Genomic DNA, 25939 nt, shown 5'->3' with positions numbered 1-25939 from the left:
CCGCGGGATGGCGCCCGGTATCCCTTTGGCGGAGTCCGCCCAGCTCAGGGACGCCAGTACAGTGCCGGGTCGGGATGGTCGACGAAACCGAGGTCCCGGTACAGCGGTTCGCCCTCGGAGGACGCGTACAGGTCGACGCGGGACGCCTCCTGCGTACGGAACCAGTCGAGCAGCGCCCGCATGATCGCGCGGCTGTGGCCCCGCCTGCGGTACCGGGGGTCGGTGACCACACCGATCACGTGCCCGACCCGGCCGTTGCGGTTGTGGGGGCCGGGGAACCACTGCTCGACGGTGCCGATGCCGCAGGCGGCGAGGCCCTGTTCGCCGTCCACGACGAAGATGCGCGCGGCCTCCGTCGTCAGCTTCTCCTCGAGTACGGCGGCGAGTTCGCGGCGCCAGTCGTCCTCCTGCGACGAGGGGTTGAAGTACTCCCCGCCGAGGTTCTCGAAGAGCAGCGCCCGTAGGCGCACGAGTTCCGGGAGGTCGGCTTCGGCCGCCCTGCGAACGGCGGTAGTGGGCATGGTGAGTTGGTCGGTGGCGGGTCCGGTGGGCTGGCTCATGATGATCAGCCTCACGGATGACCTCACGCATCTCAACCCTTACCTGCCTCAACCCTTAAGTGTCTCAACCCTTATCCGCCTTACGGGGAAAGGCTGTTGATCACAGGTGAGGAGCGGGATAGGAAGGCACCATGACGACTCTCGGCGTGGTGTTCCGTCCCCAGCTTCCCCCCGAACGCCTGCGTGCCATGGTGCGCACGGCCGAGGACGCGGGCCTCGCGGAGCTGTGGCTCTGGGAGGACTGCTTCCTGGAGAGCGGCATCGCGAGCGCGGCCGCCGCCCTCGCGTGGTCCGAGCGGCTGCGCGTGGGGGTCGGTCTGCTGCCCGTGCCGCTGCGCAACGTCGCCCTCGCCACGATGGAGGCGGCCACGCTGCACCGGCTCTTCCCGGACCGCGTCATGCTCGGCGTCGGGCACGGCGTGCAGGACTGGATGGGGCAGGTGGGAGCCCGCGCCGAGTCTCCGCTGACCCTGCTGCGCGAACACCTCGACGCGATGCGCGCCCTGCTGGCCGGCGAACGCGTCACGACGCGGGGGAGGTACGTCCGGCTCGACGACGTCGCGCTCGACTGGCCGCCCGCTTCGGCCCCCGCGGTCTACGCCGGTGCACGCGGCCCCCGCTCGGTGCGGCTCACCGGCGAGGCGGCCGACGGCACCGTCCTGGACGCGAGCACGTCACCGGACGGTGTGCGCCGGGCCCGTCGGCTCATCGCCGAGGGGCGGGAGGCGGCAGGGCGCGACGGCGCGCACCCCGTGGTGGTCTACCTGCTCACCGCGACAGGACCCGACGGCGAGGCGAGGCTGCGCGCCGAGCTCCGCGGCGAAGGACTGGACGGCATCGCCGGCCTTGGCGCCGCCGGGGGCGCCGAGGACGTGGCGCAAGCCGTCCGGCAGCTCGCCGAGGCGGGCGCCGACACGGTCGTCCTGCAGCCCACCGCCGACGAACCGGACCCGGAAGGGTTCATCCGCTTCGTGACCGACGAGGTGAGCCCGCTGATCACCCCTTAGGCTCCCGGACATGGGAAAGAGCAATGCTGATGGAGGGTCCGGGGAGGCGCCGCCCGGTGCGCCCGGTGCCGCGCCGCTGGACCTGAACCAGCTGCGCACGTTCCTGGCGGTCTACCGCTCGGGGTCCTTCACGGCGGCCGCGCGTCTCCTGGGCCTGTCGCAGCCCACGGTCACCGCGCAGATCCGCTCCCTGGAGCGGCAGCTCGACCGGGAGCTGTTCGAGCGGCTGCCGCGTGGCGCGGCCCCCGCGCCCTTCGCCGACGAGCTGGCGTCCCGGATCGTCGACCCGCTGGACGCCCTCGCGGAGGTCGCGGGCCACGGCGGTGACGGCTCCGCCGAGCCGGTCCATGTGGCGGGCCCCGCGGAACTCCTCTCCCACTGTGTGCTGCCCCGCCTCGCGCCGCTGGTGGAGAAGGGCGTGCTGCTGCGGATCGCGACCGGCCTGACGGAGGAGCTCTTGGAGGAGATGCGCGCGGGCCGGCACGACCTGCTGATCGCCACGGCCCGGCCCCGCGGCCGGGCGCTGGCCGCCGTGCCGCTGGCCGACGAGGAGTTCGTCCTGGTCACGTCGGCGGTCTGGGCGGAGCGGATCGGCGGGCCCGCGCGGATCGCCGCCGACGGGCCCGCGGCGCTGCACGGCGTCCCCCTGGTGGCGTACGCCGAGGATCTGCCCATCGTCCGCCGCTACTGGCGTCACGTCTTCGGCAAGCGGCTGGTCTGCAAGCCCGCCGTCACCATGCCCGACCTGCGCGCGGTCAAGGCCGCCGTCGTGGGCGGCGTCGGATTCAGCGTGCTGCCCCGCTATCTGTGCCTCGACGAACTCGCTTCGGGGGCCCTGGTCCTGCTGAATGATCCGGACGACCCGCCCATCAACACCGGCTATCTCGTCCAGCGTCCCGGCTCCTCGGACAACCCGCACGTCGCCCTGGTCAGGGACCATCTGCTGGAGTCCGCCCGCGGCTGGTAGCGGGGCGCCGGGGAGCCGTCGTCGGTCAGGTCCCGGGCGGCGCGGGGTCCCGCAGTTGCAGGCCGTTCGCCCAGATCGTGTTGAGTGTCGTGACGAGCCGCTCGTACGGAATGCGCTGCCCGAGCACGAAGACCATGTAGGCCATCCGGCTCACCATCACGGACAGGGCGTGGGCGGTGGTCAGCGGGTCCAGGCCGGTGTCGGCCTGGCCGTTCTCCTGGAGGGTGCGGATCAGCTTGGCGTTGCGCCGGGCGAAGGCGTTGCCGCGCTCGATGCGCAACGCCATGAACTGCTCGTCGACCTGGGCGACCTGCTCGAACAGCGCCATGAGGCGGGCGTTCTTCTTGTACGCGCGCAGGTACTCGCGGTTCGACGCGTCGATGAGTTCGCGGGGGTCGGTGATGCCGGTGCGCTCGCGCAGGTGCGGGTGGAGCATCTCCTCCTGCACCTGCTCGACGAGCGCCTGGAAGATCTCTTCCTTGCTGTTGAAGTACGTGTAGAACGACCCGGAGGCGACGTGTGCCGCCTTGGAGATGTCCGTGATGCGGGCGTCCAGATACCCGTCGCGTTCGAAGACCTCGCGCGCGGCGGCGATCAGGGCATTGCGCGTCCTGACGCCGCGGGCGCTGCGGGGCGTGATCGGTTGCTTCTGACCGCCGTCTGCGGCCGGGGCCTGGGCAGCCACTGCGATCCATTCACTGTCGGTCGAACCTGTACGTATCGGTGGCAGCGGATGCTATCAGCCGACCGTGGAGAGGAACTCGAGAAGAGCGGCGTTCACCTCGTCGGGCCGCTGCTGCTGGATCCAGTGGCCGGCGCCTTCGAGCACGATGTGGCCGCGCTGGTCGGTCAGCATCCGGTCGAGGTCCTTCGCGGGCATGAACTGTCCGACGGGGTCCTTGGAACCCGTGACGAACAGCGAGGGCTGGGTGACGCGACGGTCGGCCAGGTGCTCGGTGAGCTCCCAGTTGCGGTCGAGGTTGCGGTAGTAGTTGAGGCCGCCGGTGAACCCGGTCCGCTCGAACGTGTCGACGTAGTAGGCCAGTTCGTCGTCGTCGAGCCACGGCGGGGGAGCCGAAGGGTCGTCCTCCCGCTCGGCCCACCGGGAGGAGTAGATCTCCCGCGCGGTCAGCGTCCTGCGCACGTTGCGGCTCAGGGCCGCGTCCGCGACGCCGGGCTCCTGGAACCACACCATGTAGAAGTCCTCGCCGAGGCGCTTGCGCAGGATCGGCAGCGGCGGCGCCGGAGCCCGCCGCGCCACCGGCACACTCATCCCGGCCACCGCACGCACCCGCTCCGGATGGGCCAGGGCCAGCTGCCACACCACCATGGCGCCCCAGTCGTGCCCCACGAAGACGGCGTCGTCCGCGCCCACGTCGTCGAGGATCGCGGTGAGGTCTCCGCAGAGCGTCAGGATGTCGTACGCGCCGATGTCGGCGGGACGTGAACTCCCGCCGTAGCCCCGCATGTCGGGGGCCAGGACGCGGTACCCCGCCTTCGCCAGCGCGAAGACCTGGTGCCGCCAGGAGAACGCCAGCTCGGGGAAGCCGTGGCACAGCACCACCGCAGGCTTGCCCAAACGTCCGTCGCCGTGGTCGAAGACGCGGAGAGTGATGTCGCCCGAGGTGACCTCGCGCGTCGCGAGACTCTCCCAGTCGGCGATCGGGATGTGTGTCGTCATGTGCAGAACCTCCGAGGTCCGCAGAGCCAGGACGATGAACTCGCACTGGTCGGTGCGGTGTCCAAACTATTGAACTTGACGTTGGGTTCAAATATACAGGGTGCCCCTTGAGCCGACGGCGAGGAGCGAGCCCTTGACATCGTCCCCAGCGCGATCGTCCCGAACACACTCGGCCACTTCAGGGGGCGGCGACTCCCGGACATCCGGCAAACTGCTCGCCGCGGGGCTGATCGGCAGCTCGATCGAGTGGTACGACTTCTTCCTCTACGGGACCGCGGCGGCGCTCGTCTTCCCCGACGTCTTCTTCCCCGAATCCTCGGCGATGGCGGGGACGCTGCTGTCCTTCAGCACCTTCTGGGCCGGGTTCCTCGCCCGTCCGATCGGCGGCGTGGTCGCGGGCCACCTGGGGGACCGGTACGGCCGCAAGGCCATGGTCGTCGCCTCCATGTCCCTGATGGGCGCGTGCACCTTCCTCATCGGCTGCCTGCCCGGGGCCGATGTCGTCGGCGTCCTCGCGCCGGTGCTCCTGGTGCTGCTGCGCTTCGCCCAGGGGCTGGCGTGCGGCGCGCAGTGGGGCGGCATCGTCCTGCTCCTCACGGAGTCGGCCTCGCCGAAACGCAAGGGGTACGTCGGCACGTACGGCCAGATGGGAGTCTCGCTCGGCGTGCTCATCGGCAACGGCGCCTTCCTGCTCGCGAGCCGGGCCGCGTCCGACGAGGCGTTCCTGAGCTGGGGCTGGCGCGTCCCGTTCCTCGCGAGCGGTGTCCTGCTGCCCGTGGTCATGTACGTCCAGCGGCGCGTCGAGGACTCACCCGACTTCCGCCGGCTGGCCCGCGAGTCCGCGAAGGGCGAGCGGGCCGAGGTCGCCAAGGCCCCGGTGGTCGAGGTGATCCGGTCGCGCTGGCGCACGGTCCTGCTCGCGGCGGGGCTCCTGGCCGGCACGAACTGCCTCTTCTACGTGAGCATCGCGGGCGTCGTCAGCTATGGCGCCGACGACCTGGGCCTGGACCGCGACGACCTTCTCCTGGTCACGCTGCCGGTCACCGCACTCGGCGCCCTCTTCGTGCTCGTGTCGGGCCACCTGTCCGACCGGGTGGGGCGCAGGCCGATGATCCTCGTGGGGGCGGCGCTGATCGTGGTGTGGGCGTTCCCGTACTTCTGGCTGGTGAACACCCGGTCCCTGGGGCTGCTCGCGCTGGCGGTGGCCGTCGGGAGCATCGGCCAGTCGCTGACGTACGGGCCGATCGCCGCCTACATCGGCGAACTGTTCGACCCGCGCGTCCGCTACTCGGGCGCCTCGCTCGCCTACCAGCTCTCCGCGCTGACCGTCAGCGGCGGCACCCCGCTGATCATGACGGCGATCATCGGCGGCACCGGCTCGACGACATGGGTCTCCGTGTTCATCGCCGCCATGGGCCTGGTCACCTTCGGCTGTGCGTGGGCCCTGCGGGAGACGAACCCGGCCGCCGTGCGGTCGGACCCGCTGGCGGTGCCGGGGGCGACGGCGGCCGGCGGTCGAAGGGCCGGGACTGGTGCGCCGCATCCAGGAGCGCCTGCGCCCGGACCCGGACATGATCGCTCTGGTGGCGGCGTTGCGGGCCTGCGGACACCGCGCCGGACTGCTCTCCAACTCGCTCGGCGACCACTGCTACGACGGCTTCGACCTGCCCGCGATGTTCGACGCCGTGACGGTGTCCGGGGACATCGGGGTGCGCAAACCGTCCCGCCGTGCGTACGCCACCGCATGTGAGCGCCTCGGTGTACGGCCGGAGGAGACCGTGATGGTGGACGATCTGCCGCAGAACATCGCGGCGGCCGAACGGCTCGGCATCGCCGGGATCGTGCACCGCGACGCGGCCACTACGGCGGCGGAGCTGGCGCGGCTCCTCGCGCCGCCGACCGCCGGCGCGTGAACCAGACTCAGCTCCGGACCAGGAGTGCCGGACCAAGACCGTTGGAGGACGACGCGTGTTCGATGTGACCGACAGGGCCAAGCAGTACCAGGAGCGGCTGCTCGCCTTCATGGACGAGCACGTCCACCCCGCCGAGGCGGTGTACGAGGCGCAGATGGCGGAGTCGGGCGACCCGCACTCCCACCCGCCGGTCCTCGAAGAGCTCAAGGCCGAGGCGAGGAAGCAGGGCCTGTGGAACCTTTTCCACCCGCACCCCGAATGGGGCCCGGGCCTGACGAACCTGGAGTACGCGACGCTGGCGGAGATCATGGGCCGCAGCGCCCACCTCGCCCCCGAGGCCACCAACTGCAACGCCCCGGACACCGGCAACATGGAAGTCCTCACGCTCTTCGGCACCGAGGAGCACAAGGAGAAGTGGCTCAAGCCGCTGCTCGCCGGCGAGATCGCCTCCGCGTTCGCGATGACCGAACCCGCGGTCGCCAGCTCCGACGCCCGCAACATCGAGATGCGGATGGTCCGCGACGGCGACGAGTACGTCCTCAACGGCCGCAAATGGTGGACCTCCAACGCCCTGCACAAGAACTGCCGCGTGCTCATCGTCATGGGCAAGACCGACCCGGAAGGACCGAGCCACCGCCAGCAGAGCATGATGGTCGTCCCGCTCGACACCCCGGGCGTCACGATCCTGCGCAATCTGCCGGTCTTCGGCTACCAGGACCGCGAGGGCCACGCCGAGGTGCTCTTCGAGGACGTCCGTGTCCCCGTCACCGCCCTGCTCGCGGGCGAGGGCGACGGCTTCATGATCAGCCAGGCACGGCTCGGGCCCGGCCGCATCCACCACTGCATGCGCACCATCGGCATGGCCGAGCGTGCCCTCGACATGATGATCGACCGCGCCCAGTCGCGCACGACGTTCGGCGCGCCGCTCGCCGACCGGGCCAATATCCAGGACTGGATCGCCGAATCCCGCGTCGAGATCGACATGGCCCGGCTGCTCACCCTCAGGGCCGCGCACCTGATGGACACCGTCGGCAACAAGGAAGCCCGCACGGAGATCGCCGCCATCAAGATCGCCGCGCCCGAGGTCGCGCTCAAGGTCGTCGACCGGGCGATCCAGGTGCACGGCGGTGGCGGCGTCAGTGACGACTTCCCGCTCGCGAGCATGTACGCCCACCTGCGCACCCTGCGCCTGGCCGACGGCCCCGACGAGGTGCACAAGCGCACCATCGCACTGCGCGAACTGCGTCGCCGCGAGACCGAGCGCAACGCCCGGGACGCGCGGGACCCTCAGGACGCGCGATGAGCGGCCCGCTGGACGGCAAGGTCGCCGTCGTCACCGGCGCGTCGCGTGGCATCGGCCTCGCGGCGGCCGCCGCCCTGCGCGACCGCGGAGCGCAGGTCGTGATCACGTCGCGCAGCGAGGAACGCGCCGAGGAGGCGGCAGCTCAACTCGGCGGTGGCGTGGCCGGGTTCGGCGCCCACGCCACCGACGAGGCCGCCGCGCGGGCCTGTGTCGACCACACCGTCGCGACGTACGGCAGTCTCGACATCCTGGTCAACAACGCCGGTACGAACCCTGCGTACGGCCCGGTCATCGACCAGGACCACGGGCGCTTCGCCAAGACGATGGACGTCAACCTGTGGGCGCCGATCCTGTGGACGTCGCTCGCGGTGAAGGCGTGGATGGGGGAGCACGGCGGGTCCGTCGTCAACACCGCCTCCATCGGCGGCCTTTCGGTCGCCCAGGACGTCGGCATCTACCACGTCTCCAAGGCCGCGCTCATCCACCTCACCAAGCAACTCGCCCTGGAACTCGGCCCGAAGGTCCGCGTGAACGCCATCGCGCCCGGCGTCGTCCGCACCAAGCTGGCCGAGGCGCTCTGGCAGGAGAACGAGGCGCGGGTCGCCGCGGCCACCCCACTGGGCCGCATCGGCGAACCCGAGGACCTGGGGGAGGCCGTGGCCTTCCTCGCCGGGGACGGCGCACGCTGGATCACGGGCGAGACCCTCGTCGTGGACGGAGGGCAGCTTCTCGGGGGCGGGCCGTTGTGAGCGGCCCGTGATGTCTCCGCCGGCGCGGTCCGGGCGGACGTCACAGGGGCAGCGTCCGCCCGAGCCGCGCCAGCGGGGACAGAGCCATGCACAACGGCGACAGCGCCAGGCCGACGGCGGCCACCAGGAGGCCGGAGCGCAGCCCCAGCTCATCGGCCAGGAGCCCGCCCAGCAACGAGCCGACAGGGGTCAGCCCCATGCCGACGAAGTTGATCGCCGCGACGACCCGGCCCTGGATCCGGACGGGCGTGACGGCCTGGCGCACGGCCATGAGCGTGACGTTGACCAGCTGGCTGAAGACGCCGAAGGTGAAGTTGATGCCCATGAGCAGCCAGACCGTGACGGCGGCCGAGCCGTGCAGCGCGGGTACGCAGAGCATCACGCCGTCGGCGAGCACCGCGGCGGCCACCAGGACCCGCCCGTGGCCGAGCCGTCCGGGCAGCCGGGCGGCGAGCAGCGACCCGACGAGCGCGCCCGGCCCTGTAGCGGCGAGCGCGAGCCCCACCGCGGCACCGGAGAGGTGCAGCCCGCGGGGCAGGAAGAGCAGATACACGGTCATCAGGGCCGCGAACGAGAACTGGAACACGGCGGAGGCCAGCCCCACGGCCCGCAATGACGGTTGCCGCGCGACGAGGTGCAGCCCTTCGAGTATCTGCCGCCGGAGACCGGCGGACCGCTCCAGTCCCGGTGCCGGTGCCGGGAGCGCCTCCTGACGGTCCTCCTGCCGATCCTCCTGTCGGCGGATGCGCCGGATCGACAGTGTGGACAGTGCGAAGAAGGACGCGCTCGCCAGGGCGGCGACCGGCGCCGAGAGGAGCGACACCAGCGCACCTCCGAGTGCGGGCCCGCCGATCTGCGCGGCGGACCGGCTCCCTTCGAGCGCGCTGTTGCCGCGCGCCAACTGGTCGCGCCTGACCAGCCGTACGAGGCTCGCCTGATACGCGACATCGAAGAACACGCCGAGCACACCGGCGACGAAAGCGGCGACGAACAGCGCGGGAAGCCCCAGCACTCCCAGCGGGTACGCGAGGGCGATCCCGGCCAGCGCCAGAACCCGCCCGAGGTCGGACAGGACCATCACGTCACGGGCGCGCCGCCGGTCCACCCACGCGCCCGCGAACAGGGAGAACAACAGGATCGGCGCCTGCTCCACGGCACGCAGCGCGCCGAGCCGGCCGGTGGAGGCGTCGAGAGTGAGCACGGCGATGAGCGGCAGGACGACCTGCCCGGCCTGCGCTCCGAACTGCGAGGCGGCCTGCCCCACCCAGAGCAGACGAAAGTCACGGTCACGGAGAACGGTGCCGGAGGCACGCGAGACGGACGGCACGACAACCCCTTGGAGGAGCCGGAAAAGCGAGGAAGAGCTCGCTGTGCCGCGTCACGTACAGGTGTGTTCACAGTACGGGCAGCACGCGATGACGGATCGAACGATCTGAAACGTCAGCGCGTGCTCGTGCGACCGGGCATCTCAACTCCTGGAAGGGGCAGGCGTGTCGGCGACAATACCCGTCCGCGGCAGCGCGTGTGCGGCGGGCCGGCGTCGACCGACGAGGTGGTTCCTGCGGAACCAGAGTTCGCGCTGAGGCCCCGCCCGGCTCTGGATCGACTGTTCGCCGGCGGCCTCGCCCAGAAGATCAGGTGACGTTCCAGGCTGCCTCGATCATCTGGAAGATCTCGTCCACGGCGGCCTGCGGGTCGTCCGCGTCGCGGGCCAGCGCGTAGGCGGCGATCACGAACCTGGCGATCGTCCGGCAGGCCGTCGCGCTCTGTCGCAGGCCGGGATCGGCGAGGAGGGCGGTGGCGAGGGACTCCGCGTGGCGCAGGCGCATCGACTCCTCGTACTCCCGCAGGGCTCGTGACCCGTCGATCATGCGATAGATCGGGGCGGCGCCGTCCGCCGTGCAGTGCTCGACCATGGCCCGGACTTCGCGGCGCAGCGCGGGGACGAGCGGTTCGTGCGGTGCCCGGTCGGTGACCGCCCGGGTGAGGCGTTGTTCGAAGTCGTCGTCCTGCTCGAAGACCAGGGCCTCTTTCGAGGCGAAGTGGGAGAAGAGCGTGGTGACGGCGACGTCGGCCTCCGCGGCCACGTCGCGGATGCCCACCGCGTCGTACCCGCGTTCCAAAAAGAGCCGCAGGGCGGTCTCGGCGATCTTCTGGCGGGTCGCTGCCTTCTTGCGTTCACGGCGTCCGGTCGGCACGGTCATGCCGCTGACACTACCAAATCCAAAGGTGAACCCGTTTCGAAAAGCTAACCGTTAGTGTTACGGTCGGCGGCATGAAGAGAGTGAGCTTTGCCGAGTTCGGCGGTCCTGACGTGCTCCGCCTCGAAGACGCCGAGGAGCCCCACGCGGGCCCCGGCCAGATACGCGTCGTAGTGCGGGCGGCGGGTGTGAACCCCGTCGACTGGCGGATCCGTGAAGGCCAGTTCCAGAAGGTCCGGCCGATCGAGCTGCCTGCCGGAATCGGGCAGGACGCCGCCGGGGTGGTGGACGAGGTCGGCGAGGGCGTCGACGGAGTTCGGGCCGGCGACACCGTGTTCGGGCGGGGTTCCGGCACCTACGCCGAGTTGGCCGTCCTGTCGGCCTGGGCGCGCATGCCCGAGGGGCTGACGTTCGAAGAGGCGGCCGGATATCCCTCCGTGGTGGAGACGGCGTTGCGCGTCCTGCGTGAGTCCGGTGTGCTGCCGGGGCAGACGCTGCTGGTCAGCGGTGCGTCCGGGGGAGTCGGTTCGGCGGTGCTGCAGATCGCCCGCGATCGTGGGATCACTGTGATCGGCACGGCGGGGGCCGCGAACCAGGAGTATTTGCGGAGCCTGGGTGCCCTCGCCACGACGTACGGCGACGGCTGGGCCGGTCGGGTGCGGGAGCTGGTGCGGGGGCTGGGCGGTGTCGACGCGGCGCTCGATTTGGCCGGCTCGGGTGTGATCGGTGAACTCGTCGAACTGACCGGGGACCCGCGGAAGGTGATCTCCATCGCCGACCTGGGCGCACCGGAACACGGCGCCCGCTTCTCGGGCGTGACCGGCGACGTGCCGCGAGCCCTCGCCGAGGCGACCGACCTCATCTCGCGGGGAAAGCTCCACATCCCAGTCGAGAAGTCGTACGCACTCGCCGAAGCCAGGGCGGCGCACGTCGACAGCCGGGCCGGTCACACGCGCGGGCGCCGGGTCATCGTCGTCTGAGCCGTTCCCCGCCCGGTCGCACGGCCCGGAGCCGTCTTCCTTCCAGCGATCCTGCCGGGGCCACCCGGCAGGTGTACGACACGCAAGGAGCCCCATGCACACTCCTGTCACGATCATCGGCGCCGGACTCGGCGGCCTCGTCCTGGCCCGCGTCCTGCACCTCCACGACATCCCGGTCACGGTCTATGAAGCGGAGCCCTCGCCGGAGGCGCGTTCGCAGGGCGGGATGCTCGACATACACGACTACAGCGGCCAACTCGCCCTCGAGGCAGCCGGACTGATGGACGAGTTCCGCGGCCTCGTCCTGGAGGGCCGCCAAGCGATACGACTCCTGGACCGCAACGGAACCGTCCTGTTCGACAAGGCCGACGACGGCAGGGGTGAAAGCCCCGAGGTGCAGCGTGGCGAGCTGCGGCAGATCCTGTTGGACGCACTCCCCGAAGGCACCGTCCGATGGGGCCACAAGACCACTGGCGTCCGCGCCCTCACCGAGAGCCGCCACGAGGTGACCTTCGCAGGCGGCGCCGCCGTCGTCACGAACCTGCTCGTCGGCGCCGACGGCGCATGGTCACGCGTCCGACCGCTGCTCTCCGACGCCACACCTGAGTACGTCGGCCGGTCCTTCGTCGAGACTTGCCTGCACGACGCCGACACCCGGCACCCTGCCACCGTGAAAGCGGTCGGCGGCGGGACGCTCGTCGCGCTCGACCCGGAGGAGAGCGGGAAGTGGCTCCTGGCTCACCGGGAGAAGAGCGGGGTCCTTCGCGCCTACATCACACTGGCCAAGCCGCAGGACTGGTTCGCCACCATCGATTTCACCGATGCCGCCGCGGTCGCCGAGCGGATCGCGGAGGAGTACGACGGCTGGGCCCCGGAACTCACCGCCCTGATCACCGGCGGACAGACCGCGCCGGTCCTGCGCCCCCTCCACGCCCTGCCGGTCGGGCACCGCTGGGACCGGGTGCCGGGAGTGACCCTGCTCGGCGACGCCGCCCACCTCTCAACCCCCAACGGTGAAGGCGTCAACCTGGCCATGCAGGACGGTGCCGAACTCGGCAAGGCCCTCGCCGCACACCCCGACGACATCGAGACCGCCCTCACCTCGTACGAACAAGCACTGTTCCCCCGCAGTGCCGCGGCTGCCGCGGGGGTCGCCCACAACCCCACGCCTCAGGACGTGATCAATTTCTTCACCGACGGAGACTGAGCGGGCGTCTGACAACCCGGCATGACCTTCATGACCTTCATGACCTTGTTGATCGATGGTGCCGTCGGAGGCGTCGGCACCATCACCGCGCAACTTGCCCAGGCCCGCGGCCTCACGGTGATCGGCACCGCGAGGCCGCGGGCCTCGTCTCACTCTGCGTCAGGCTCCCCCTACCGATCGGTCTCCGTACCGCAGTGCGTCGCCCGATGTTCGCCCTGGATTTACCCGCCGACGTCATGGATCGGCGAGCATCTGAGGTCCGGTCGAGATCCATTTCGCGGTACCCCGAGGGGACAACGTTGCAACGCCCACGTCCAGGACGTACATACCAAGGAGGGAGAGCGCGCACCGCGGTCTCCCTGACGGCTCTGCTGTCGCTGGCACTGACGGGATGCGGTGTCCTCGGGGACGACGGAGAGGACGGGGACGGGCCGTCGCCCGTCGGGGCCGCCGCCGTCGCGGGGATCGACTGTGCCGCCGCGGGCAAGGTCCAGGGGACCGGGTCGAGCGCCCAGCAGAACGCGATGAAGTACTGGATCAAGCACTACCAGGCCGCCTGCCCCGGTGTGCGGATCGCCTACAACCCGATCGGATCCGGCGCGGGCGGCGCGCAGTTCCTGCGGGGCGCGACCGCGTTCGGCGGTTCCGACAGCGCGTTGAAGCCCGAAGAGGTCGAGCGTTCGAAGGATGTCTGCCGTGGCGGGCGGGCCATCGACCTGCCCATGGTCGGCGGGCCCATCGCGATCGGCTACGACGTGCCCGGCGTGGACGACCTCGTGCTGGACGCCCCGACCCTCGCCAAGATCTTCGACCGGAAGATCACCACGTGGGACGACCCGGCGATCCAGCGCCTCAACCCCGGCGCCGAGCTGCCCGCCATGCCCGTCCGCCCCGTGCACCGCTCCGACGACTCGGGCACCACGCAGAACTTCCAGGCCTACCTCGCGGGAGCGGCGCCCGAGGCCTGGCCCCACCCGGTGGGCAAGGCCTGGCAGGGCACGGGCGGCGCGTCCGCGAGCGGGTCCAGCGGTGTCGCCTCCGAAGTGACCTCCGGCTTCGGCGCGATCGGCTACTTCGAGCTGTCCTTCGCACGGGCCCGCCACATCAAGACCGTGGGCATCGACACGGGCGCGCCCGCCCCGGTCCGGCCGACGCCCACGACGGCCTCGGCCGGCATCGCGGCGGCCGCCCGGGTCGCGGGCGAGGGCAAGGACATGAAGCTGAAGTTCCGTTACGGCGCCCCAACACCGGGCGCATACCCGATCGTCCAGGTCACCTACGAGATCGTCTGCGACAAGGGGAACCACAAGGAGACCCTGCCCGCCCTCAAGTCCTTCCTGGCCTACACCGCGAGCAAGGCGGGACAGAAGGACCTGTCCCGGCTCAACTACGCGCCGCTGCCCGAGTCCGTCACCGGCCAGGTGCGCGACGTGGTGCGCACCCTCTCCTGAGACGCGCCCCCGGATTCCGGGCTGCCCGTGCCGTCGTCCTCGCCCCAGGTGACGGGTAGTTCGTGGACCCCGAAGATGTTCATGCCCTCGCGCAGCCGTACGTCCCCGGGGGCGACCGCGAGGCGCAGGGTGGGGAAGCGGGTGACGAGGGCAGGGAAGGCCACCCGCATCTCGACGCGGGCCAGCTGCTGGCCGAGGCACTGGTGGACGCCGTGGCCGAAGCCCAGCTGCCCGTTCGCCCTGCGCCGCAGGTCGAGCACGTCGGGGTCGGGGAACTTGGCCGGGTCGCGGTTGGCGGCCTCCATCGACACGGCGACGGACTCGCCCTTCCTGATCAGCAGGCCCTCGATCTCGACGTCCTCCAACGCGGCGCGCAGCCCGGTCTGCGCGATGGTCGCGTACCGCATCAGCTCCTCGACGGCCCGGTCGGCGAGTTCGGGCTCGGCGCGCAGGGCGGTGAGCTGGTCGGGATGGGTCAGCAGGGCGAAGGTGCCGAACGCGATCATATTGGCGGTGGTGTCGAGGCCCGCGCCCAGCAGGAAGGCGCCGACGCCGGTGAGTTCGTCGTCGGTGAGGTCGCTGTCGGTCAGATCGCCGAGCAGGTCGTCAGTGGGTTCGGCGCGCTTCCGCAGGACGAGTTCCCGCATGTACTCCTCGATCGCGGTCATGGCCGCGGCGCGCTCTTCCTCGGTGGAGCTCAGCGTCATGGAGGTGGCGGTGTGCCGTTGGAACATGTCCTGGTCGGCGTAGGGCACTCCGAGCAGCTCGCAGATCATGAGCGCGGGGACGGGCCGCGCGAACGCCTCCAACAGGTCGAGAACGGGGCCCTGCCGCTCCATGGCGTCGAGGTGGTCGGCGGTGATCCGCTCGGCGCGTTCGGTGAGCAGCCGCATGCGGCGCACCGTGAACTTGCCCGCGAGCAGCCGCCGGTAACGGGTGTGCTCGGGTGCGTCGATGCCCGTGAGGTCTCCCAAGGGGGCGGGCGGCAGCTCGCCGGTGAACCCCGTGGGCACGGGCATGTGCTGCAGTTCGTAGCGCGAGCTGAAGCGCGGGTCGCTCAGGACCGCGCGGACGGCGGCATGGCCGGTGGCCAGCCAGCCCACGTGCCCGTCGGGATAGCGCATCCGCGTGAGCGGCCGTTCTTCGCGCAGCCGCGTCAGCTCGGCGGGCGGATCGAAGGGGCAGCCCGCGGGGCGGGACGTAGGAAAGCCGCTGAGCGGTTCGCCGGGGTTGTTGACGGGACCGGTCGACACATCGTTCTGCATGGGCATGGGTGTTTCCCTCCGGTGCGGACGTGCTGTGACATCAGCATGGCGCACATGGTGGCACACATGTGACGCCATATTGAGCCAAGGTGGCTCCCGGTGGCGCGTCAGGAGGGGTGGCGGGCGATCAAGTAGGTCGACCCCGGCCGTCTGAGTACTCGTACTCATGAACGACCCTCGCGGCTCACGCAAGCTGGTCGTACCAGTCGAGAAGGTCGAGGAAAGGGAGTCAGCTGTGGGTAACGGCATGCGAGTCCGCCCGGTGTCACGAGCGATGGGAGGCCGGTCGGTGCGATCCCTCGTGGGGCTCGCGCTGGCGGGCGCGGCGGCGGCCGCGGTGCTGACCGGCTGCTCCATGGAGGACGCGACCTGCGGTGGCGGCGAGTATCCGGTCCTGCGTGTGGGCGGCAGCGGCTCCGCTTGCCAGCCGGACGGCGAAGAGCCGCCGAAGGGCTACGCCCGCTACCCGGAGGGCAAGGTTCCCGAGCGGGTCGGGGGCAAGTGGGACAAGTACTGGAACGACCACACGCTCGACAAGGACGGAAAGATCATCAAGCTCAAGGACGGTCAGTGAGCGCGTGAACGCGTCTCCGAGTCCGTAACCGGAGGCGGCCCGCGGGTGTGAGCGTCTCCTCAGCGGGCACTCGACTGTTGGGCCCCGCCGTGTCTCCCCCGTCGCGGCGGGGCTCTCCGCGTCTTCGGGAGGGGCCGGCCCGGTACCGCAGGCCGGTCGTGCTCGTGATCGCGGCACGCGAGGGCCCCGGGTCCCATGGTGACCACTGGACTTGCCCGGCTCGTCATGCGTACTTAACTGGTGCGTACTTAACTGTGTGCTTAACCGGTTCTGTTCGAACCATTGTGTTCGGTTTCCCTGGCCTCTAGTGTCGTGGCCGTCGCCGGGCGTAAGCATCGGATCGGCTCGCCGGAACGGCGTCTGCGCAGGCAGGACGGTGTGCCGACGGCTTTCTTGCGGACCGCTCAGGCGCGCCGCCGCCCTGGCGTGCGAACCGCGCCGCCCGGGCTCTGGCACTCCCGACGCCGGGCCGTCGGAAACACCGCACCGCCCCTGATGACAAGCCGCGCCGTGCGCGGTCGACCCGGCATGCCCCCGGGCCGCCGCGCCCCGATCGAACCAGGAGCACCAGATGAGACGAACCCGAGCCGCCGTCGCGGCGGGCGCCCTGCTCGCCGCCTGCGCTTCTCTCCTCACCTCCGCCCCGGACGCCCAAGCCGCCGCGGCCCCCGGATTCCACATCCGGGACGGACGGCTGCTGGACGCCAACGACAAGGACTTCGTGCTGAGGGGCGTCAACCACGCCCATGCCTGGTATCCGGACAGGACCGACAAGGCGCTGAAGGACATCAAGGCCAACGGCGCCAACTCCGTGCGCGTGGTGCTGAGCACGGGCGACCAGTGGACCAAGAACGACACCGCCGACGTCGCCCACGTGGTGGACGAGTGCAAGAAGAACCGGCTCATCTGCGTACTGGAGGCCCACGACACCACCGGTTACGGCGAGGCGGGCGCCGCGGTCACCCTGTCCGAGGCCGTCGACTACTGGCTGAGCGTCAAGGGCGCCCTCGTCGGCCAGGAGAAGTACGTCCTGGTCAACATCGGCAACGAGCCCTTCGGTAACACCCATTACGCGGACTGGACCGACGCCACCAAGAACGCCATCGGCCGCCTGCGCGACGGCGGCATCGACCACACCCTGATGGTCGACGCCCCCAACTGGGGCCAGGACTGGTCCTTCACCATGCGGGACAACGCCGCCGGTGTCTTCGCCGCCGACCCGGACAAGAACACCGTCTTCGACATCCACATGTACGGCGTCTACGACACCCCGGCCGAGGTCAGCGACTACCTGAACCGCTTCACCAAGGCGAAACTGCCCATCGTGGTGGGCGAGTTCGGTGACATGCACTCCGACGGCAACCCCGACGAGGGTGCCATCATGGCCACCGCGCAGTCCCTGGGCATCGGCTACCTCGGCTGGTCCTGGAGCGGCAACGGCGGGGGCGTGGAGTATCTGGACCTGGCGCGGAACTTCGACCCGAACCAGCTCTCCGACTGGGGCAAGCGCCTGTTCGACGGCGCCGACGGCATCAAGGCCACGGCCAAGGAAGCCGGCGTCTTCGCCGACCCGGGAGACGGCGGCGGGGCCGGCGCCTGTGCCGTCACCTACCGCCTCAGCGACTGGGGTGACTCCTTCAACGCCGACATCACCGTCCGCAACACGTCCAAGCAGGCGGTCGACGGCTGGGGCCTGGACTTCGCCTTCCCGGCACAGCAGAAGATCAGGTCGGTGTGGAACGCAAGGGCGACCCAGGACGGCGCCCGAGTACACGTCACGCCCGAGTCCTGGACGAGGACGATTCCCGCCGACGGATCGGTGAGCTTCGGCCTCAACGGGTCCTCCACCGGGGGCAACGCGGCCCCGAGCACCTTCACCCTCAACGGGAAGACCTGCACCGTCGCCTGAATCCTGGTTCAGTGACCGGATGAGCGCACTTCGGTGGACGGCCGGTAAGGTCGGCCGCTGAAGTGCGGAACCGGTCCAGCAGGAGGGCGCATGAAACGGCCGACTATCGCGGACATCGCGCGCAGCGCGGGCGTCTCGAAGGTCGCGGTGTCCTACGCCCTCAACGACCAGCCCGGTGTCTCCGCGCAGACCCGCGCCAAGATCAAGGCGATCGCGCGGGACGTGGGCTGGCGGCCGAGCAACGCGGCACGCGCCCTCAACGGCGCCAAGGCCCGCGCGGTGGGCCTCGCCGTGTGCCGTCCCGCCCGCACCCTCAGCGTCGAGCCGTTCTTCATGGAGCTGATCAGCGGCATCGAGTCGGAACTCGCGCCGCGGTCCATCGCCCTCATGCTGCAGACGGTCACCAGCCACGAGGACGAGATCGAGCTGTACCGCCGCTGGTGGGGCGAGGGCAGGGTGGACGGCGCGCTTCTCGTGGACCTGCACGACGACGACGTCCGCGTACCGGCCTTCGCCGCCATGGACCTGCCCGCGGTGGCCCTCGGCCCGCCCGAGGCGGCCGGCGGCGTGCCCGCCGTCTGGTCCGACGACGGCGCGAGCATCCTGGAGACCGTCGCCTACCTGGCGGCGCTCGGGCACCGGAACATCGCGCGCGTCGCGGGTCTTGTGAAGCTCGCGCACACGACCGTGCGCGACGCCGCGTTCGAGGAGGGCTGCCGCGCCGCGGGCCTGCCCGAGCCCGTGGTCGTGCACACCGACTACTCGGGTGACGAGGGAGCACGCGCCACCCGCAAGCTCCTCATCGCCGCGCAACGCCCGTCGGCGATCGTCTACGACAACGACATCATGGCGGTCGCCGGCCTGTCGGTCGCACAGGAACTGAACCTGGACGTACCACGCGACCTTTCCCTGGTGGCCTGGGACGATTCGCCCTTCACCCAGGTCGTACGCCCGCAACTCACCGCCCTGACACGGGACATCGCGGAGTACGGGGCGTGCGCCGCGCGGACCCTGCTGGCCGCCGTGGACGACGAACCCGTCGAGAACCGCCAGGTCACGGCCGCCCGCCTGGTCCCGAGGGCCAGCACGAGCCCGCCACCGCGCGCATAGGAGCAGGCAGCGCGAGAGGGGGCGCCGCACCGTCAGGTGTGCGGCGCCCCCTCTCCCGCTGCCGGGGTACGGCTCAGTCCCGCGGCGCGCGCGGCGCCGCCGTGGACGCGCGAGGCGTCAACGACGGCGTCGGGACCGGACGCGGCGAGACCGCACGCCCGTCGATGACGGCGAACAGCTCGCGGGCGACCTCGGCCCCGAAGCCGTGCACGTCGTGGCTCATCGCCGAGAGCGTCGGATGCGTGAGCCGGCACAGCTGGGAGTCGTCCCAGGCGAGCAGCGACAACTCGTCCGGCACCGGAACGCCCATCTCGGCGGCGACCCCCAGACCGGCCACGGCCATGAGGTCGTTGTCGTAGACGATGGCGGTCGGACGGTCGGGACGCAGGAGCAGCGAACGCGTGGCACGCGCCCCCTCCTCGCCCGCGAACCCGGTCGCCACCTGCGGGCTGGGCGTCAGGCCCAGCTCGCGCAGGGTGGTCTGGAACGCCTGTTCCCGGATGGCGCTGTGTCCCAGGCCCGCGGGCCCGCCGACGCGTGCGATGCGCCGGTGGCCCAGGGCGGCGAGGTAGCGTACGGCCTCGGCCATCGCGGTGGCGTCGTCGGTCCACACCGAGGGAATCCCGCCGGTCAGGTCGGGATGGCCGACCGCGACCGCCGGGATGCCGAGCCGCTTGAGCGGTTCGACCCGCGGGTCGTCCTGATGGAAGTCGACCAGGATGGACCCGCCGATCTGCCGCTCACGCCACCAGGTCTCCTGTAGGACTATCTCCTCGTCCAGGCTGCTGACCAGGCGCAGCAGCAGCGAGCAGGACTGTTCGGCCAGCACGCTCTCGATGCCGGAGATGAACTCCATGTAGAACGGTTCGAGACCGAGAAGCCGGGCCGGCCGGCACAGGGCGAGGCCGATGGTGTCGGTCTTCTGCGTGGAGAGGCTCCGGGCCGAGGAGTTGGGGGCCCAGCCCAGCTCCCGGGCGACGGCGAAGATGCGTTCGCGCGTCGGCTCCGAGAGCCCGGGTTTGTGGTTGAACGCGATGGACACCGCGCCCTTGGAGACCCCGGCGGCCGCCGCGACGTCCTTGATGGTGACGCGCTGGGTGGGAGCGCTCACGCCGGTTCCACACAGAACAGGGCCGCCCGCACGGTGTTGGCCCCGGCGCCCCGCGCACCATGCACGCGGATCAGGGTCCGCTCACCCGGCAGCAGCGTGATCAGGCCGCGGTCGGCGGAGGCGCCGGGGGCGATGCGGTCGGCCTGGAGCAGCAGGTCGCGTACGAGGGTCTGCGCGGTCACCGTGACGTCGACGGTGTCCCGGTCGCCGCCCACGGTCGTGACGGCGACCTCGTAGCGCGGCTCCGGATAGTCGAACTCCCGGTCCCGCACGGGCAGATGGACGGCGCGCAGCTCGCCGGCGTCGGCGACCAGGTACTCCTTGGAGGAGCCTGTCGCGGGTACGGCCTCCGGCGGGACCGGCAGTCGCAGCACCTCGCGCGGCGGGGCGGTCAGCCCGAGCGACACGCGCGCGGCGAGCGTGCCGTCGGCGCGCATCAGGCGCAGCGTGACGGTGGTCGTCCACGGCTCGGCGCCCTGGTTGGCGAGCACCAGGTCGGCGCCGTCGGCTCCCGGCTGGAGGGTGAGGAGACGGTCGGCGTAGACGCGGCGCAGTTCGTGGTGGAGCGGCTTGAGCCTGCCGTCGCCGTCCACGGCGGACCAGGAACTGACCGGCCAGCAGTCGTTGAGCTGCCACACGATCGTCCCGGCGCAGCGCGGCCAGTTCGCCCGCCAGTGTTCGATGCCGGTGGCGACGGCGCGGGCCTGGACGACCTGGGTGAGGTAGTGCCAGCGGTCGAAGTCGCCCTCGGGCAGGGCGAAGTGGCGCTCCACGCCGCGGTCCAGCTTGCCGTTGCCGTCCTCCGCCTTCTGGTGGTGCAGCATGCCGGGGGAGTCCGCGGCGAGCTCCTCGCCCGGCAGGGCGCGGCGCAGCGTCGCCATCGCGGGGGGCGCCTGCCAGCCGAACTCGGAGACGAACCGCGGCACGTTCGCGCGGTACTCCGCGTAGTCCTGCCGGTTCCACACCTCCCACGAGTGGTACGTGCCGTGGTCGGGGTCGTTGGGGTGGTGCTCCCACGAGCCCGACCAGGGGCTGCCCGCGGTGTAGGGCCGGGTGGGGTCCAACTCGGCTACTACTCGCGGCAGAAGCCCGAGGTAGTACCCCTCGCCCCAGGAGTCGCCCGCGAGCTTGTCCTCCCACTCCCAGTCGCGGAAGCCCCACAGGTTCTCGTTGTTTCCGTTCCACACCACGAGGCTGGGGTGGGGCATGAGGCGTACGACGTTCTCGCGGGCCTCTGCCTCGATCTCGCCGCGCAGCGGCTGCTCCTCGGGATAGGCGGAGCAGGCGAACAGGAAGTCCTGCCAGACCATCAGGCCGAGCTCGTCGCAGGCGTCGTAGAACGCGTCGTCCTCATAGATGCCGCCGCCCCAGACGCGGACGAGGTCGATGTTGGCGTCCGCGGCCTGGGTGAGGCGCGCCCGGTAGCGCTCGGGGGTGATCCTGGAGGGCAGTACGTCGTCGGGAATCCAGTTCACGCCGCGTACGAAGACGCGCTCGCCGTTGACGACGAAGGTGAAGGGGGTGCCGTGTTCGTCGGCGGTGCGGTCGAGTTCCAGCGTGCGGAAGCCGACTCGGCGGTGCCATGTGTCGAGCGCAAAGTCGTCGGTGAGCAGCGTCAACTCGACGTCGTACAGCGGCTGTTCGCCGTAGCCGCGGGGCCACCACAGCTGTACGTCGGGCACGTCGAGCACCAGGGTGACGGCATCGCCCCTGACATCGGCCCGCGCCTCGATCCCCGCCACGGTGGCGCGTGCGACGAGCGGCCGGTCCGTGCCCCGCGCGGTGCGCTCCAGGTCGACCCTCAACTCCACGCGCCCCGCCCCGCCCTCGACTGTCACCAGCGGCCTGACCCGGGTGATGCGCGCCGTCGACCAGTGCTCCAGCCGCACCGGACGCCACACGCCGGCGCTCACCACGGTCGGCCCCCAGTCCCACCCGAAGGAGCACGCCATCTTGCGGATGTACTGGAAGGGTTCCGGATAGACGTTGGGGCGCTCGCCCACCGCCTCCCGGACGGCCGCCGCCTCCTTGTGGGCGGGAGCGAACTCCACCCGCAGCTCGCCCTCGCGGCCTGTGACGTCGAACCGGTAGGAGCGGTGCATGTTGCGCGTGCTGCCCAGCTCCGCGCCGCCCAGCGAGATGCGGGCGGCCGTGTCGAGACCCTCGAAGACCAGGTCGGTCCGTTCGTGCTCCCCCGCGAGCGCCCCGACGGCACCGAGTGGGCGCGTGTACGTCCAGGAGCGCTGCGCCACCCAGGCGATGTCGTTCTCGTTCGTGCCGATGAAGGGGTCGGGGATGAGGCTCGCGGCGAGCAGATCGGTGTGGACGCAGCCGGGGACACGGGCGTCGAGGAGCGCCCCGTCATGGCTGAGACTCCAGCCTTCCGTCAGCTGGGTGACGTCCTTCATTTGTGGCTCCAATCGGACAGGCGCAGGCCCTGCTCGGATGCGATGCCGGTCAACCTAACTCGGCGTTAGTTAACCGGTCCAGTAACGGGGAGCGATCAGGGGCGGTTGCGACAGGCCAGGTGGCAGTGCGAGCCCCAAGTTGGGCGTACAGGGCAGGGTAACGATCGGGTATCGCGCTGGAAATCTGAGCTTTACCGGTTCACGGATCGCTGACATAGTGCCGTCAGCCGCTGGGGCCTGAGCCGTAACCCTTGAAAGGAGTTGGGCACATGAGGAGGAAGCCGCTGATCGCCGCGCTGCTTGCCACCGCGCTGCTGACCGTCGCGGGGTGCAGCGGGGGAGGGGCCCCGTCCACCGAGACGGCCAAAGCGCCCTCGGACGCGGGCAAGGTGTCCGGCACCATCACCGTGCTCACCCACCGCACCGACCTCGTGCAGGACGGCACGATGAAGAAGTACGCCGCCGCGTTCAACAAGATCTACCCCAAGGTGAAGGTCGAGTTCGAAGGCGTCACCGACTACGAGGGGGAGGTCAAGATCCGGATGAACACGGAGAACTACGGCGATGTCCTCTCCATCCCGGCCGTGATCTCCAAGGGCGACTACCCGAAGTTCTTCGCCCCGCTCGGCGACACCCGGACGATGGAACGGAAGTACCGCTTCACCGACAAGACCGACGTCAAGGGCAAGACCTACGGCATCGCCAACTTCGGCACCGCCAACGGCTTCGTCTACAACAAGGCCCTGTGGAAGAAGGCCGGCATCACCGAGTGGCCCACCACTCCGGCGCGATTCCTCGACGACCTGAAGACGGTCAAGGAGAAGACGGGCGCCACGCCCTACTACACCAACTTCAAGGACGGCTGGCCGCTGACCAGCCCCTGGACCAACAGCATCGGCTCGGCGAGCTGCGACGCCAAGGCCTCCGACGTCCTGGCCGCGTCCGACAAGCCGTGGGCCGAGGGTAACGACCTCAACGTCATCGACACCCTGCTGCACGACATCGTCCACGACGAGCTCTCCGAGAAGGACCCCACCACGACCAACTGGGAGAGCTCCAAGGCACAGCTGGCCAAGGGTGAGATCGGCAGCATGCTGCTCGGCTCCTGGGCCATCCACCAGATGCGCGACGCCGCGAAGAAGGCGGGCGAGAACCCCGACGACATCGGCTTCATGCCCTTCCCCGTCCAGAAGAACGGCCGGTTCTGCGCCACGCTCCTCTCGGACTACCAACTGGCGGTCAACGCGCACTCCGAGCACAAGGACGCCGCACGCGCCTGGCTCGACTGGTTCACCGAGAAGTCCGGCTTCGCCGCGAAGGAGGGCGGTGTCTCCGCCCTGAAGTCCACGGACCTGCCCGAGGTGCTCAAGCCCTACATCGACAACGATGTCAAGCTCGTCGAGCGTTCCGAGGCCAAGACGGAGGACGTCAACGTCATCGACAACGCCTCCGAGATCGGCCTGGCCAAGCAGGACTACCGACAGAAGCTCGTCGACATCGCCCGCGGCGCGCGGGACGGCGATCTGCGGGGCTACTTCGACGACCTGAACAAGCGCTGGGCCGACGCGGCCGCGGCCTCCGGTTCCTGAACGGGCACGCACGGGGCCCCGCGCCGCCCGCGGGGCCGGGCCCCCCTGCCCCTCAACCCGTCGCGGAACACGAAAGGCCCGCCCGACATGACTGACACGACATCCACCGCGCCGCCCACCCCGCAAACGCCCCCGGCCGCCGCGCGCCGCCGCGCCGGCCGCCCCGCCGGGCCCACGCGCTCCTGGCGCGACCATCCGCTGCGACGGATCACCCCGTGGCTGTTCCTGCTCGCACCGCTCGCGCTGCTGGTCACGTTCACCTACGTGCCCGTGGGCAACATGATCTATTACAGCTTCACGGACTGGGACGGCGTCAGCCCGGACCGGAACTTCACCGGGGTCGACAACTACACCCAGTTGTTCACGCGGCCCGAACTGTTCCGGGTCTTCTTCGTGAGCTTCTACTACCTGGCCGCTTCCGCCGTGCAGATCGTGATCGCGCTGTACTTCGCGACGGTTCTCAGCTTCGACCTGCGGTTCCGGAACTTCTTCAAGGGAATCCTCTTCTTCCCCTACCTGATCAACGGCGTCGCCATCGGCTTCGTCTTCCTCTACTTCTTCCAGGACGGCGGCACCCTCGACTCCATCCTGTCCTGGTTCGGCGTCGGCGGCGACCACGCCTGGCTCGGTGACCCCGAGTCGGCCAACACCTCGCTCGCCGGGGTGTCCGTGTGGCGGTTCACCGGCCTCAACTTCGTGCTCTTCCTCGGGGCGATCCAGTCGATCCCCGCCGAGCTGTACGAGGCGGCCCAGCTCGACGGCGCCACCCGCTGGCAGCAGTTCCGGCACATCATCGCGCCGAGCATCCGGCCCGTACTGAGCCTCAGCGTCATTCTGGCGATCTCCGGCTCGCTGGCCGTCTTCGAGATCCCGTACATCATGACCGGCGGCGCGACCGACACCTCGACCTTCGTCATCCAGACGGTGAAGCTCGCCTTCCAGTTCAACAAGACGGGCCTGGCCTCGGCGTGCGCCGTCGTACTGCTCCTGATCATCCTGCTGGTCACCTGGATACAGCGCCGGCTCGTGCCCGACGACAAGGTGGACCTCGTATGACCACGCTCACCACGCCCGCCCCCGACAAGCGCTCCCACACCGACGGACGGCCTCGGACGGGCAAGCGGCGGCGGCCCCGCGTCGGCACGGCACTGACCTACCTGTCGCTGGTCGTCGCCTCGCTCGTCGTGCTCATCCCCCTGGTCGTCGTCTTCCTGACCTCGCTCAAGACGTCCCGCGAGGTGACCGACGGCAGCGCGATGAGCCTGCCGCACGACTGGCTGAACTTCTCCAACTACGCGACCGCCTTCAACGACGGCAAGATGCTCACGGCGTTCGGGAACACGGCGTTCATCCTGCTGTTCTCGATCACCGGCACCGTGCTCATCGGGTCCATGACGGCGTACGCGATCGACCGCTTCGAATTCCGCCTCAAGAAGACCGTCATGGCGCTGTTCCTCATCGCCACCCTGGTACCCGGCGTGACCACGCAGGTGGCGACCTTCCAAGTGGTCAACAGCTTCGGCCTGTTCGACACACACTGGGCCCCGATCCTGCTCTACATGGGCACCGACATCGTGTCGATCTACATCTTCCTGCAGTTCATCCGAGGCATCCCCACCTCACTCGACGAGGCGGCCCGGCTGGACGGCGCGAACACCTTCACCATCTACCGCAAGATAATCCTGCCGCTCCTGAAGCCGGCGATCGCGACCGTCGTCATCGTCAAGGGCATCACGACGTACAACGACTTCTACATCCCGTTCCTCTACATGCCGTCCGAGGACAAGGGAACGATCTCCACCGCCCTGTTCCGCTTCAAGGGGCCCTTCGGCGCGCACTGGGAGAACATCTCCGCCGGGGCCATCCTCGTCATCCTGCCGACGCTGCTCCTCTTCCTCTTCCTTCAGCGCTACATCTACAACGGGTTCGCGCAAGGGGCCACGAAGTAGGGGGC

At 70.2% G+C, this 25939-nt stretch carries 22 protein-coding genes and 2 pseudogenes; 16 read left to right on the top strand and 8 right to left on the bottom strand.

What is annotated here, in order from left to right; all coding sequences use genetic code 11:
- Positions 1-44 precede the first annotated feature (44 nt).
- Positions 45-560: a GNAT family N-acetyltransferase gene (locus tag AB0N81_RS10190; protein ID WP_365357322.1), complete on the bottom strand. Its 516-nt coding sequence runs from the start codon at positions 558-560 to the stop codon at positions 45-47.
- 131 nt (positions 561-691) lie between these two features.
- Here AB0N81_RS10190 and AB0N81_RS10185 point away from each other — a divergent pair, with 131 nt between their 5' ends.
- Both AB0N81_RS10185 and AB0N81_RS10180 read left to right on the top strand, forming a co-directional pair.
- A complete protein-coding gene (locus tag AB0N81_RS10185) occupies positions 692-1567 on the top strand; it encodes an LLM class flavin-dependent oxidoreductase (RefSeq protein WP_365357321.1) in 876 nt (291 codons plus the stop codon).
- Positions 1568-1577: 10 nt separating this feature from the next.
- Complete coding sequence (locus tag AB0N81_RS10180) at positions 1578-2534, top strand: LysR family transcriptional regulator (RefSeq protein ID WP_365357320.1); 957 nt, start codon at positions 1578-1580, stop codon at positions 2532-2534.
- A gap of 25 nt (positions 2535-2559) precedes the next feature.
- Here AB0N81_RS10180 and AB0N81_RS10175 read toward each other — a convergent pair whose 3' ends face one another.
- A complete protein-coding gene (locus AB0N81_RS10175) occupies positions 2560-3219 on the bottom strand; it encodes a TetR/AcrR family transcriptional regulator (protein ID WP_365357319.1) in 660 nt (219 codons plus the stop codon).
- Positions 3220-3273: 54 nt separating this feature from the next.
- Positions 3274-4215: an alpha/beta hydrolase gene (locus AB0N81_RS10170; RefSeq protein ID WP_365357318.1), complete on the bottom strand. Its 942-nt coding sequence runs from the start codon at positions 4213-4215 to the stop codon at positions 3274-3276.
- Positions 4216-4315: 100 nt separating this feature from the next.
- Here AB0N81_RS10170 and AB0N81_RS10165 point away from each other — a divergent pair.
- The 4 genes and pseudogenes from AB0N81_RS10165 to AB0N81_RS10150 form a co-directional block, all read left to right on the top strand.
- Positions 4316-5632 (top strand): annotated as a pseudogene (locus tag AB0N81_RS10165) (MFS transporter); the annotation flags it as partial.
- 154 nt (positions 5633-5786) lie between these two features.
- The gene (locus AB0N81_RS10160; RefSeq protein ID WP_365357317.1) at positions 5787-6128 is read left to right on the top strand and encodes an HAD-IA family hydrolase; all 342 of its coding nucleotides are present in this window, start codon (positions 5787-5789) and stop codon (positions 6126-6128) included.
- Positions 6129-6183: 55 nt separating this feature from the next.
- A complete protein-coding gene (locus AB0N81_RS10155; RefSeq protein ID WP_365357316.1) occupies positions 6184-7431 on the top strand; it encodes an acyl-CoA dehydrogenase family protein in 1248 nt (415 codons plus the stop codon).
- Positions 7428-8180 (top strand): SDR family oxidoreductase, encoded by a 753-nt coding sequence (locus AB0N81_RS10150; protein WP_365357315.1) that lies wholly within the window; start codon positions 7428-7430, stop codon positions 8178-8180. The genes AB0N81_RS10155 and AB0N81_RS10150 overlap by 4 nt, the downstream gene beginning before the upstream one ends.
- A 40-nt stretch (positions 8181-8220) precedes the next feature.
- Here AB0N81_RS10150 and AB0N81_RS10145 read toward each other — a convergent pair whose 3' ends face one another.
- Positions 8221-9507, bottom strand: a complete 1287-nt coding sequence (locus AB0N81_RS10145) for an MFS transporter (protein ID WP_365357314.1) — start codon at positions 9505-9507, stop codon at positions 8221-8223.
- Between the two features lie 307 nt (positions 9508-9814).
- Positions 9815-10384 carry a helix-turn-helix domain-containing protein gene (locus AB0N81_RS10140; RefSeq protein ID WP_365357313.1) on the bottom strand — a complete coding sequence of 190 codons (570 nt, stop codon included), beginning with the start codon at positions 10382-10384 and terminating at the stop codon, positions 9815-9817.
- A gap of 71 nt (positions 10385-10455) precedes the next feature.
- On the opposite strand from AB0N81_RS10140, the gene AB0N81_RS10135 reads away from it, so the two are divergent.
- The 4 genes and pseudogenes from AB0N81_RS10135 (at position 10456) to pstS (ending at position 14019) form a co-directional block, all read left to right on the top strand.
- Positions 10456-11361, top strand: coding sequence for an NADP-dependent oxidoreductase (locus AB0N81_RS10135; protein ID WP_365357312.1), 906 nt, complete (start codon positions 10456-10458; stop codon positions 11359-11361).
- A 94-nt stretch (positions 11362-11455) separates the two neighbouring features.
- Entirely contained in the window at positions 11456-12568 is a 1113-nt protein-coding gene (locus AB0N81_RS10130) for an NAD(P)/FAD-dependent oxidoreductase (RefSeq protein ID WP_365357311.1), read from the top strand.
- A 39-nt stretch (positions 12569-12607) separates the two neighbouring features.
- Positions 12608-12700, top strand: a pseudogene (locus AB0N81_RS10125) (NADP-dependent oxidoreductase); the annotation flags it as partial.
- 167 nt (positions 12701-12867) lie between these two features.
- On the top strand, positions 12868-14019 hold the full coding sequence (pstS, locus tag AB0N81_RS10120) for a phosphate ABC transporter substrate-binding protein PstS (RefSeq protein WP_365357310.1): 1152 nt from the start codon (positions 12868-12870) through the stop codon (positions 14017-14019).
- Here the strand turns inward: pstS and AB0N81_RS10115 are convergent.
- Positions 13956-15284 (bottom strand): cytochrome P450, encoded by a 1329-nt coding sequence (locus AB0N81_RS10115; RefSeq protein ID WP_365357498.1) that lies wholly within the window; start codon positions 15282-15284, stop codon positions 13956-13958. The genes pstS and AB0N81_RS10115 overlap by 64 nt on opposite strands.
- Positions 15285-15531: 247 nt before the next feature.
- On the opposite strand from AB0N81_RS10115, the gene AB0N81_RS10110 reads away from it, so the two are divergent.
- The 3 genes from AB0N81_RS10110 (at position 15532) to AB0N81_RS10100 (ending at position 18877) form a co-directional block, all read left to right on the top strand.
- Positions 15532-15858 (top strand): hypothetical protein, encoded by a 327-nt coding sequence (locus AB0N81_RS10110; RefSeq protein ID WP_365357497.1) that lies wholly within the window; start codon positions 15532-15534, stop codon positions 15856-15858.
- 571 nt (positions 15859-16429) lie between these two features.
- Entirely contained in the window at positions 16430-17767 is a 1338-nt protein-coding gene (locus tag AB0N81_RS10105) for a cellulase family glycosylhydrolase (RefSeq protein ID WP_365357309.1), read from the top strand.
- 90 nt (positions 17768-17857) lie between these two features.
- Complete coding sequence (locus tag AB0N81_RS10100; protein WP_365357308.1) at positions 17858-18877, top strand: LacI family DNA-binding transcriptional regulator; 1020 nt, start codon at positions 17858-17860, stop codon at positions 18875-18877.
- Between the two features lie 73 nt (positions 18878-18950).
- On the opposite strand, the gene AB0N81_RS10095 is transcribed toward AB0N81_RS10100, so the two are convergent.
- Both AB0N81_RS10095 and AB0N81_RS10090 read right to left on the bottom strand, forming a co-directional pair.
- Positions 18951-19988, bottom strand: coding sequence for a LacI family DNA-binding transcriptional regulator (locus AB0N81_RS10095; protein WP_365357307.1), 1038 nt, complete (start codon positions 19986-19988; stop codon positions 18951-18953).
- Positions 19985-22396, bottom strand: coding sequence for a glycoside hydrolase family 2 protein (locus AB0N81_RS10090; protein WP_365357306.1), 2412 nt, complete (start codon positions 22394-22396; stop codon positions 19985-19987). Before AB0N81_RS10090 ends, AB0N81_RS10095 begins: the two co-directional genes overlap by 4 nt.
- 269 nt (positions 22397-22665) lie before the next feature.
- Here AB0N81_RS10090 and AB0N81_RS10085 point away from each other — a divergent pair, with 269 nt between their 5' ends.
- The 3 genes from AB0N81_RS10085 (at position 22666) to AB0N81_RS10075 (ending at position 25934) form a co-directional block, all read left to right on the top strand.
- Entirely contained in the window at positions 22666-23985 is a 1320-nt protein-coding gene (locus AB0N81_RS10085; protein ID WP_365357305.1) for an ABC transporter substrate-binding protein, read from the top strand.
- Positions 23986-24072: 87 nt separating this feature from the next.
- Complete coding sequence (locus tag AB0N81_RS10080; protein WP_365357304.1) at positions 24073-25041, top strand: sugar ABC transporter permease; 969 nt, start codon at positions 24073-24075, stop codon at positions 25039-25041.
- Entirely contained in the window at positions 25038-25934 is an 897-nt protein-coding gene (locus AB0N81_RS10075) for a carbohydrate ABC transporter permease (protein ID WP_365357303.1), read from the top strand. Before AB0N81_RS10080 ends, AB0N81_RS10075 begins: the two co-directional genes overlap by 4 nt.
- Positions 25935-25939: the final 5 nt, after the last annotated feature.

The sequence above is a fragment of the Streptomyces sp. NPDC093510 genome (assembly GCF_040683555.1).
Taxonomy (GTDB): Bacteria; Actinomycetota; Actinomycetes; order Streptomycetales; family Streptomycetaceae; genus Streptomyces.
The sequence above is the reverse complement of the archived record's forward strand: the minus strand, read 5'-3'. Positions and strand labels throughout refer to the sequence as shown.

Excerpts from the sequence above, each read along its gene's own strand:
- AB0N81_RS10190 (WP_365357322.1), bottom strand. The coding sequence starts at position 560 with ATGAGCCAGCCCACCGGACCCGCCACCGACCAACTCACCATGCCCACT.
- AB0N81_RS10185 (WP_365357321.1), top strand. The coding sequence starts at position 692 with ATGACGACTCTCGGCGTGGTGTTCCGTCCCCAGCTTCCCCCCGAACGC.
- AB0N81_RS10180 (WP_365357320.1), top strand. The coding sequence starts at position 1,578 with ATGGGAAAGAGCAATGCTGATGGAGGGTCCGGGGAGGCGCCGCCCGGT.
- AB0N81_RS10170 (WP_365357318.1), bottom strand. The coding sequence starts at position 4,215 with ATGACGACACACATCCCGATCGCCGACTGGGAGAGTCTCGCGACGCGC.
- AB0N81_RS10160 (WP_365357317.1), top strand. The coding sequence starts at position 5,787 with ATGATCGCTCTGGTGGCGGCGTTGCGGGCCTGCGGACACCGCGCCGGA.
- AB0N81_RS10150 (WP_365357315.1), top strand. The coding sequence starts at position 7,428 with ATGAGCGGCCCGCTGGACGGCAAGGTCGCCGTCGTCACCGGCGCGTCG.
- AB0N81_RS10140 (WP_365357313.1), bottom strand. The coding sequence starts at position 10,384 with ATGACCGTGCCGACCGGACGCCGTGAACGCAAGAAGGCAGCGACCCGC.
- AB0N81_RS10135 (WP_365357312.1), top strand. The coding sequence starts at position 10,456 with ATGAAGAGAGTGAGCTTTGCCGAGTTCGGCGGTCCTGACGTGCTCCGC.
- AB0N81_RS10130 (WP_365357311.1), top strand. The coding sequence starts at position 11,456 with ATGCACACTCCTGTCACGATCATCGGCGCCGGACTCGGCGGCCTCGTC.
- AB0N81_RS10115 (WP_365357498.1), bottom strand. The coding sequence starts at position 15,284 with ATGCAGAACGATGTGTCGACCGGTCCCGTCAACAACCCCGGCGAACCG.
- AB0N81_RS10110 (WP_365357497.1), top strand. The coding sequence starts at position 15,532 with ATGCGAGTCCGCCCGGTGTCACGAGCGATGGGAGGCCGGTCGGTGCGA.
- AB0N81_RS10105 (WP_365357309.1), top strand. The coding sequence starts at position 16,430 with ATGAGACGAACCCGAGCCGCCGTCGCGGCGGGCGCCCTGCTCGCCGCC.
- AB0N81_RS10100 (WP_365357308.1), top strand. The coding sequence starts at position 17,858 with ATGAAACGGCCGACTATCGCGGACATCGCGCGCAGCGCGGGCGTCTCG.
- AB0N81_RS10090 (WP_365357306.1), bottom strand. The coding sequence starts at position 22,396 with ATGAAGGACGTCACCCAGCTGACGGAAGGCTGGAGTCTCAGCCATGAC.
- AB0N81_RS10085 (WP_365357305.1), top strand. The coding sequence starts at position 22,666 with ATGAGGAGGAAGCCGCTGATCGCCGCGCTGCTTGCCACCGCGCTGCTG.
- AB0N81_RS10080 (WP_365357304.1), top strand. The coding sequence starts at position 24,073 with ATGACTGACACGACATCCACCGCGCCGCCCACCCCGCAAACGCCCCCG.
- AB0N81_RS10075 (WP_365357303.1), top strand. The coding sequence starts at position 25,038 with ATGACCACGCTCACCACGCCCGCCCCCGACAAGCGCTCCCACACCGAC.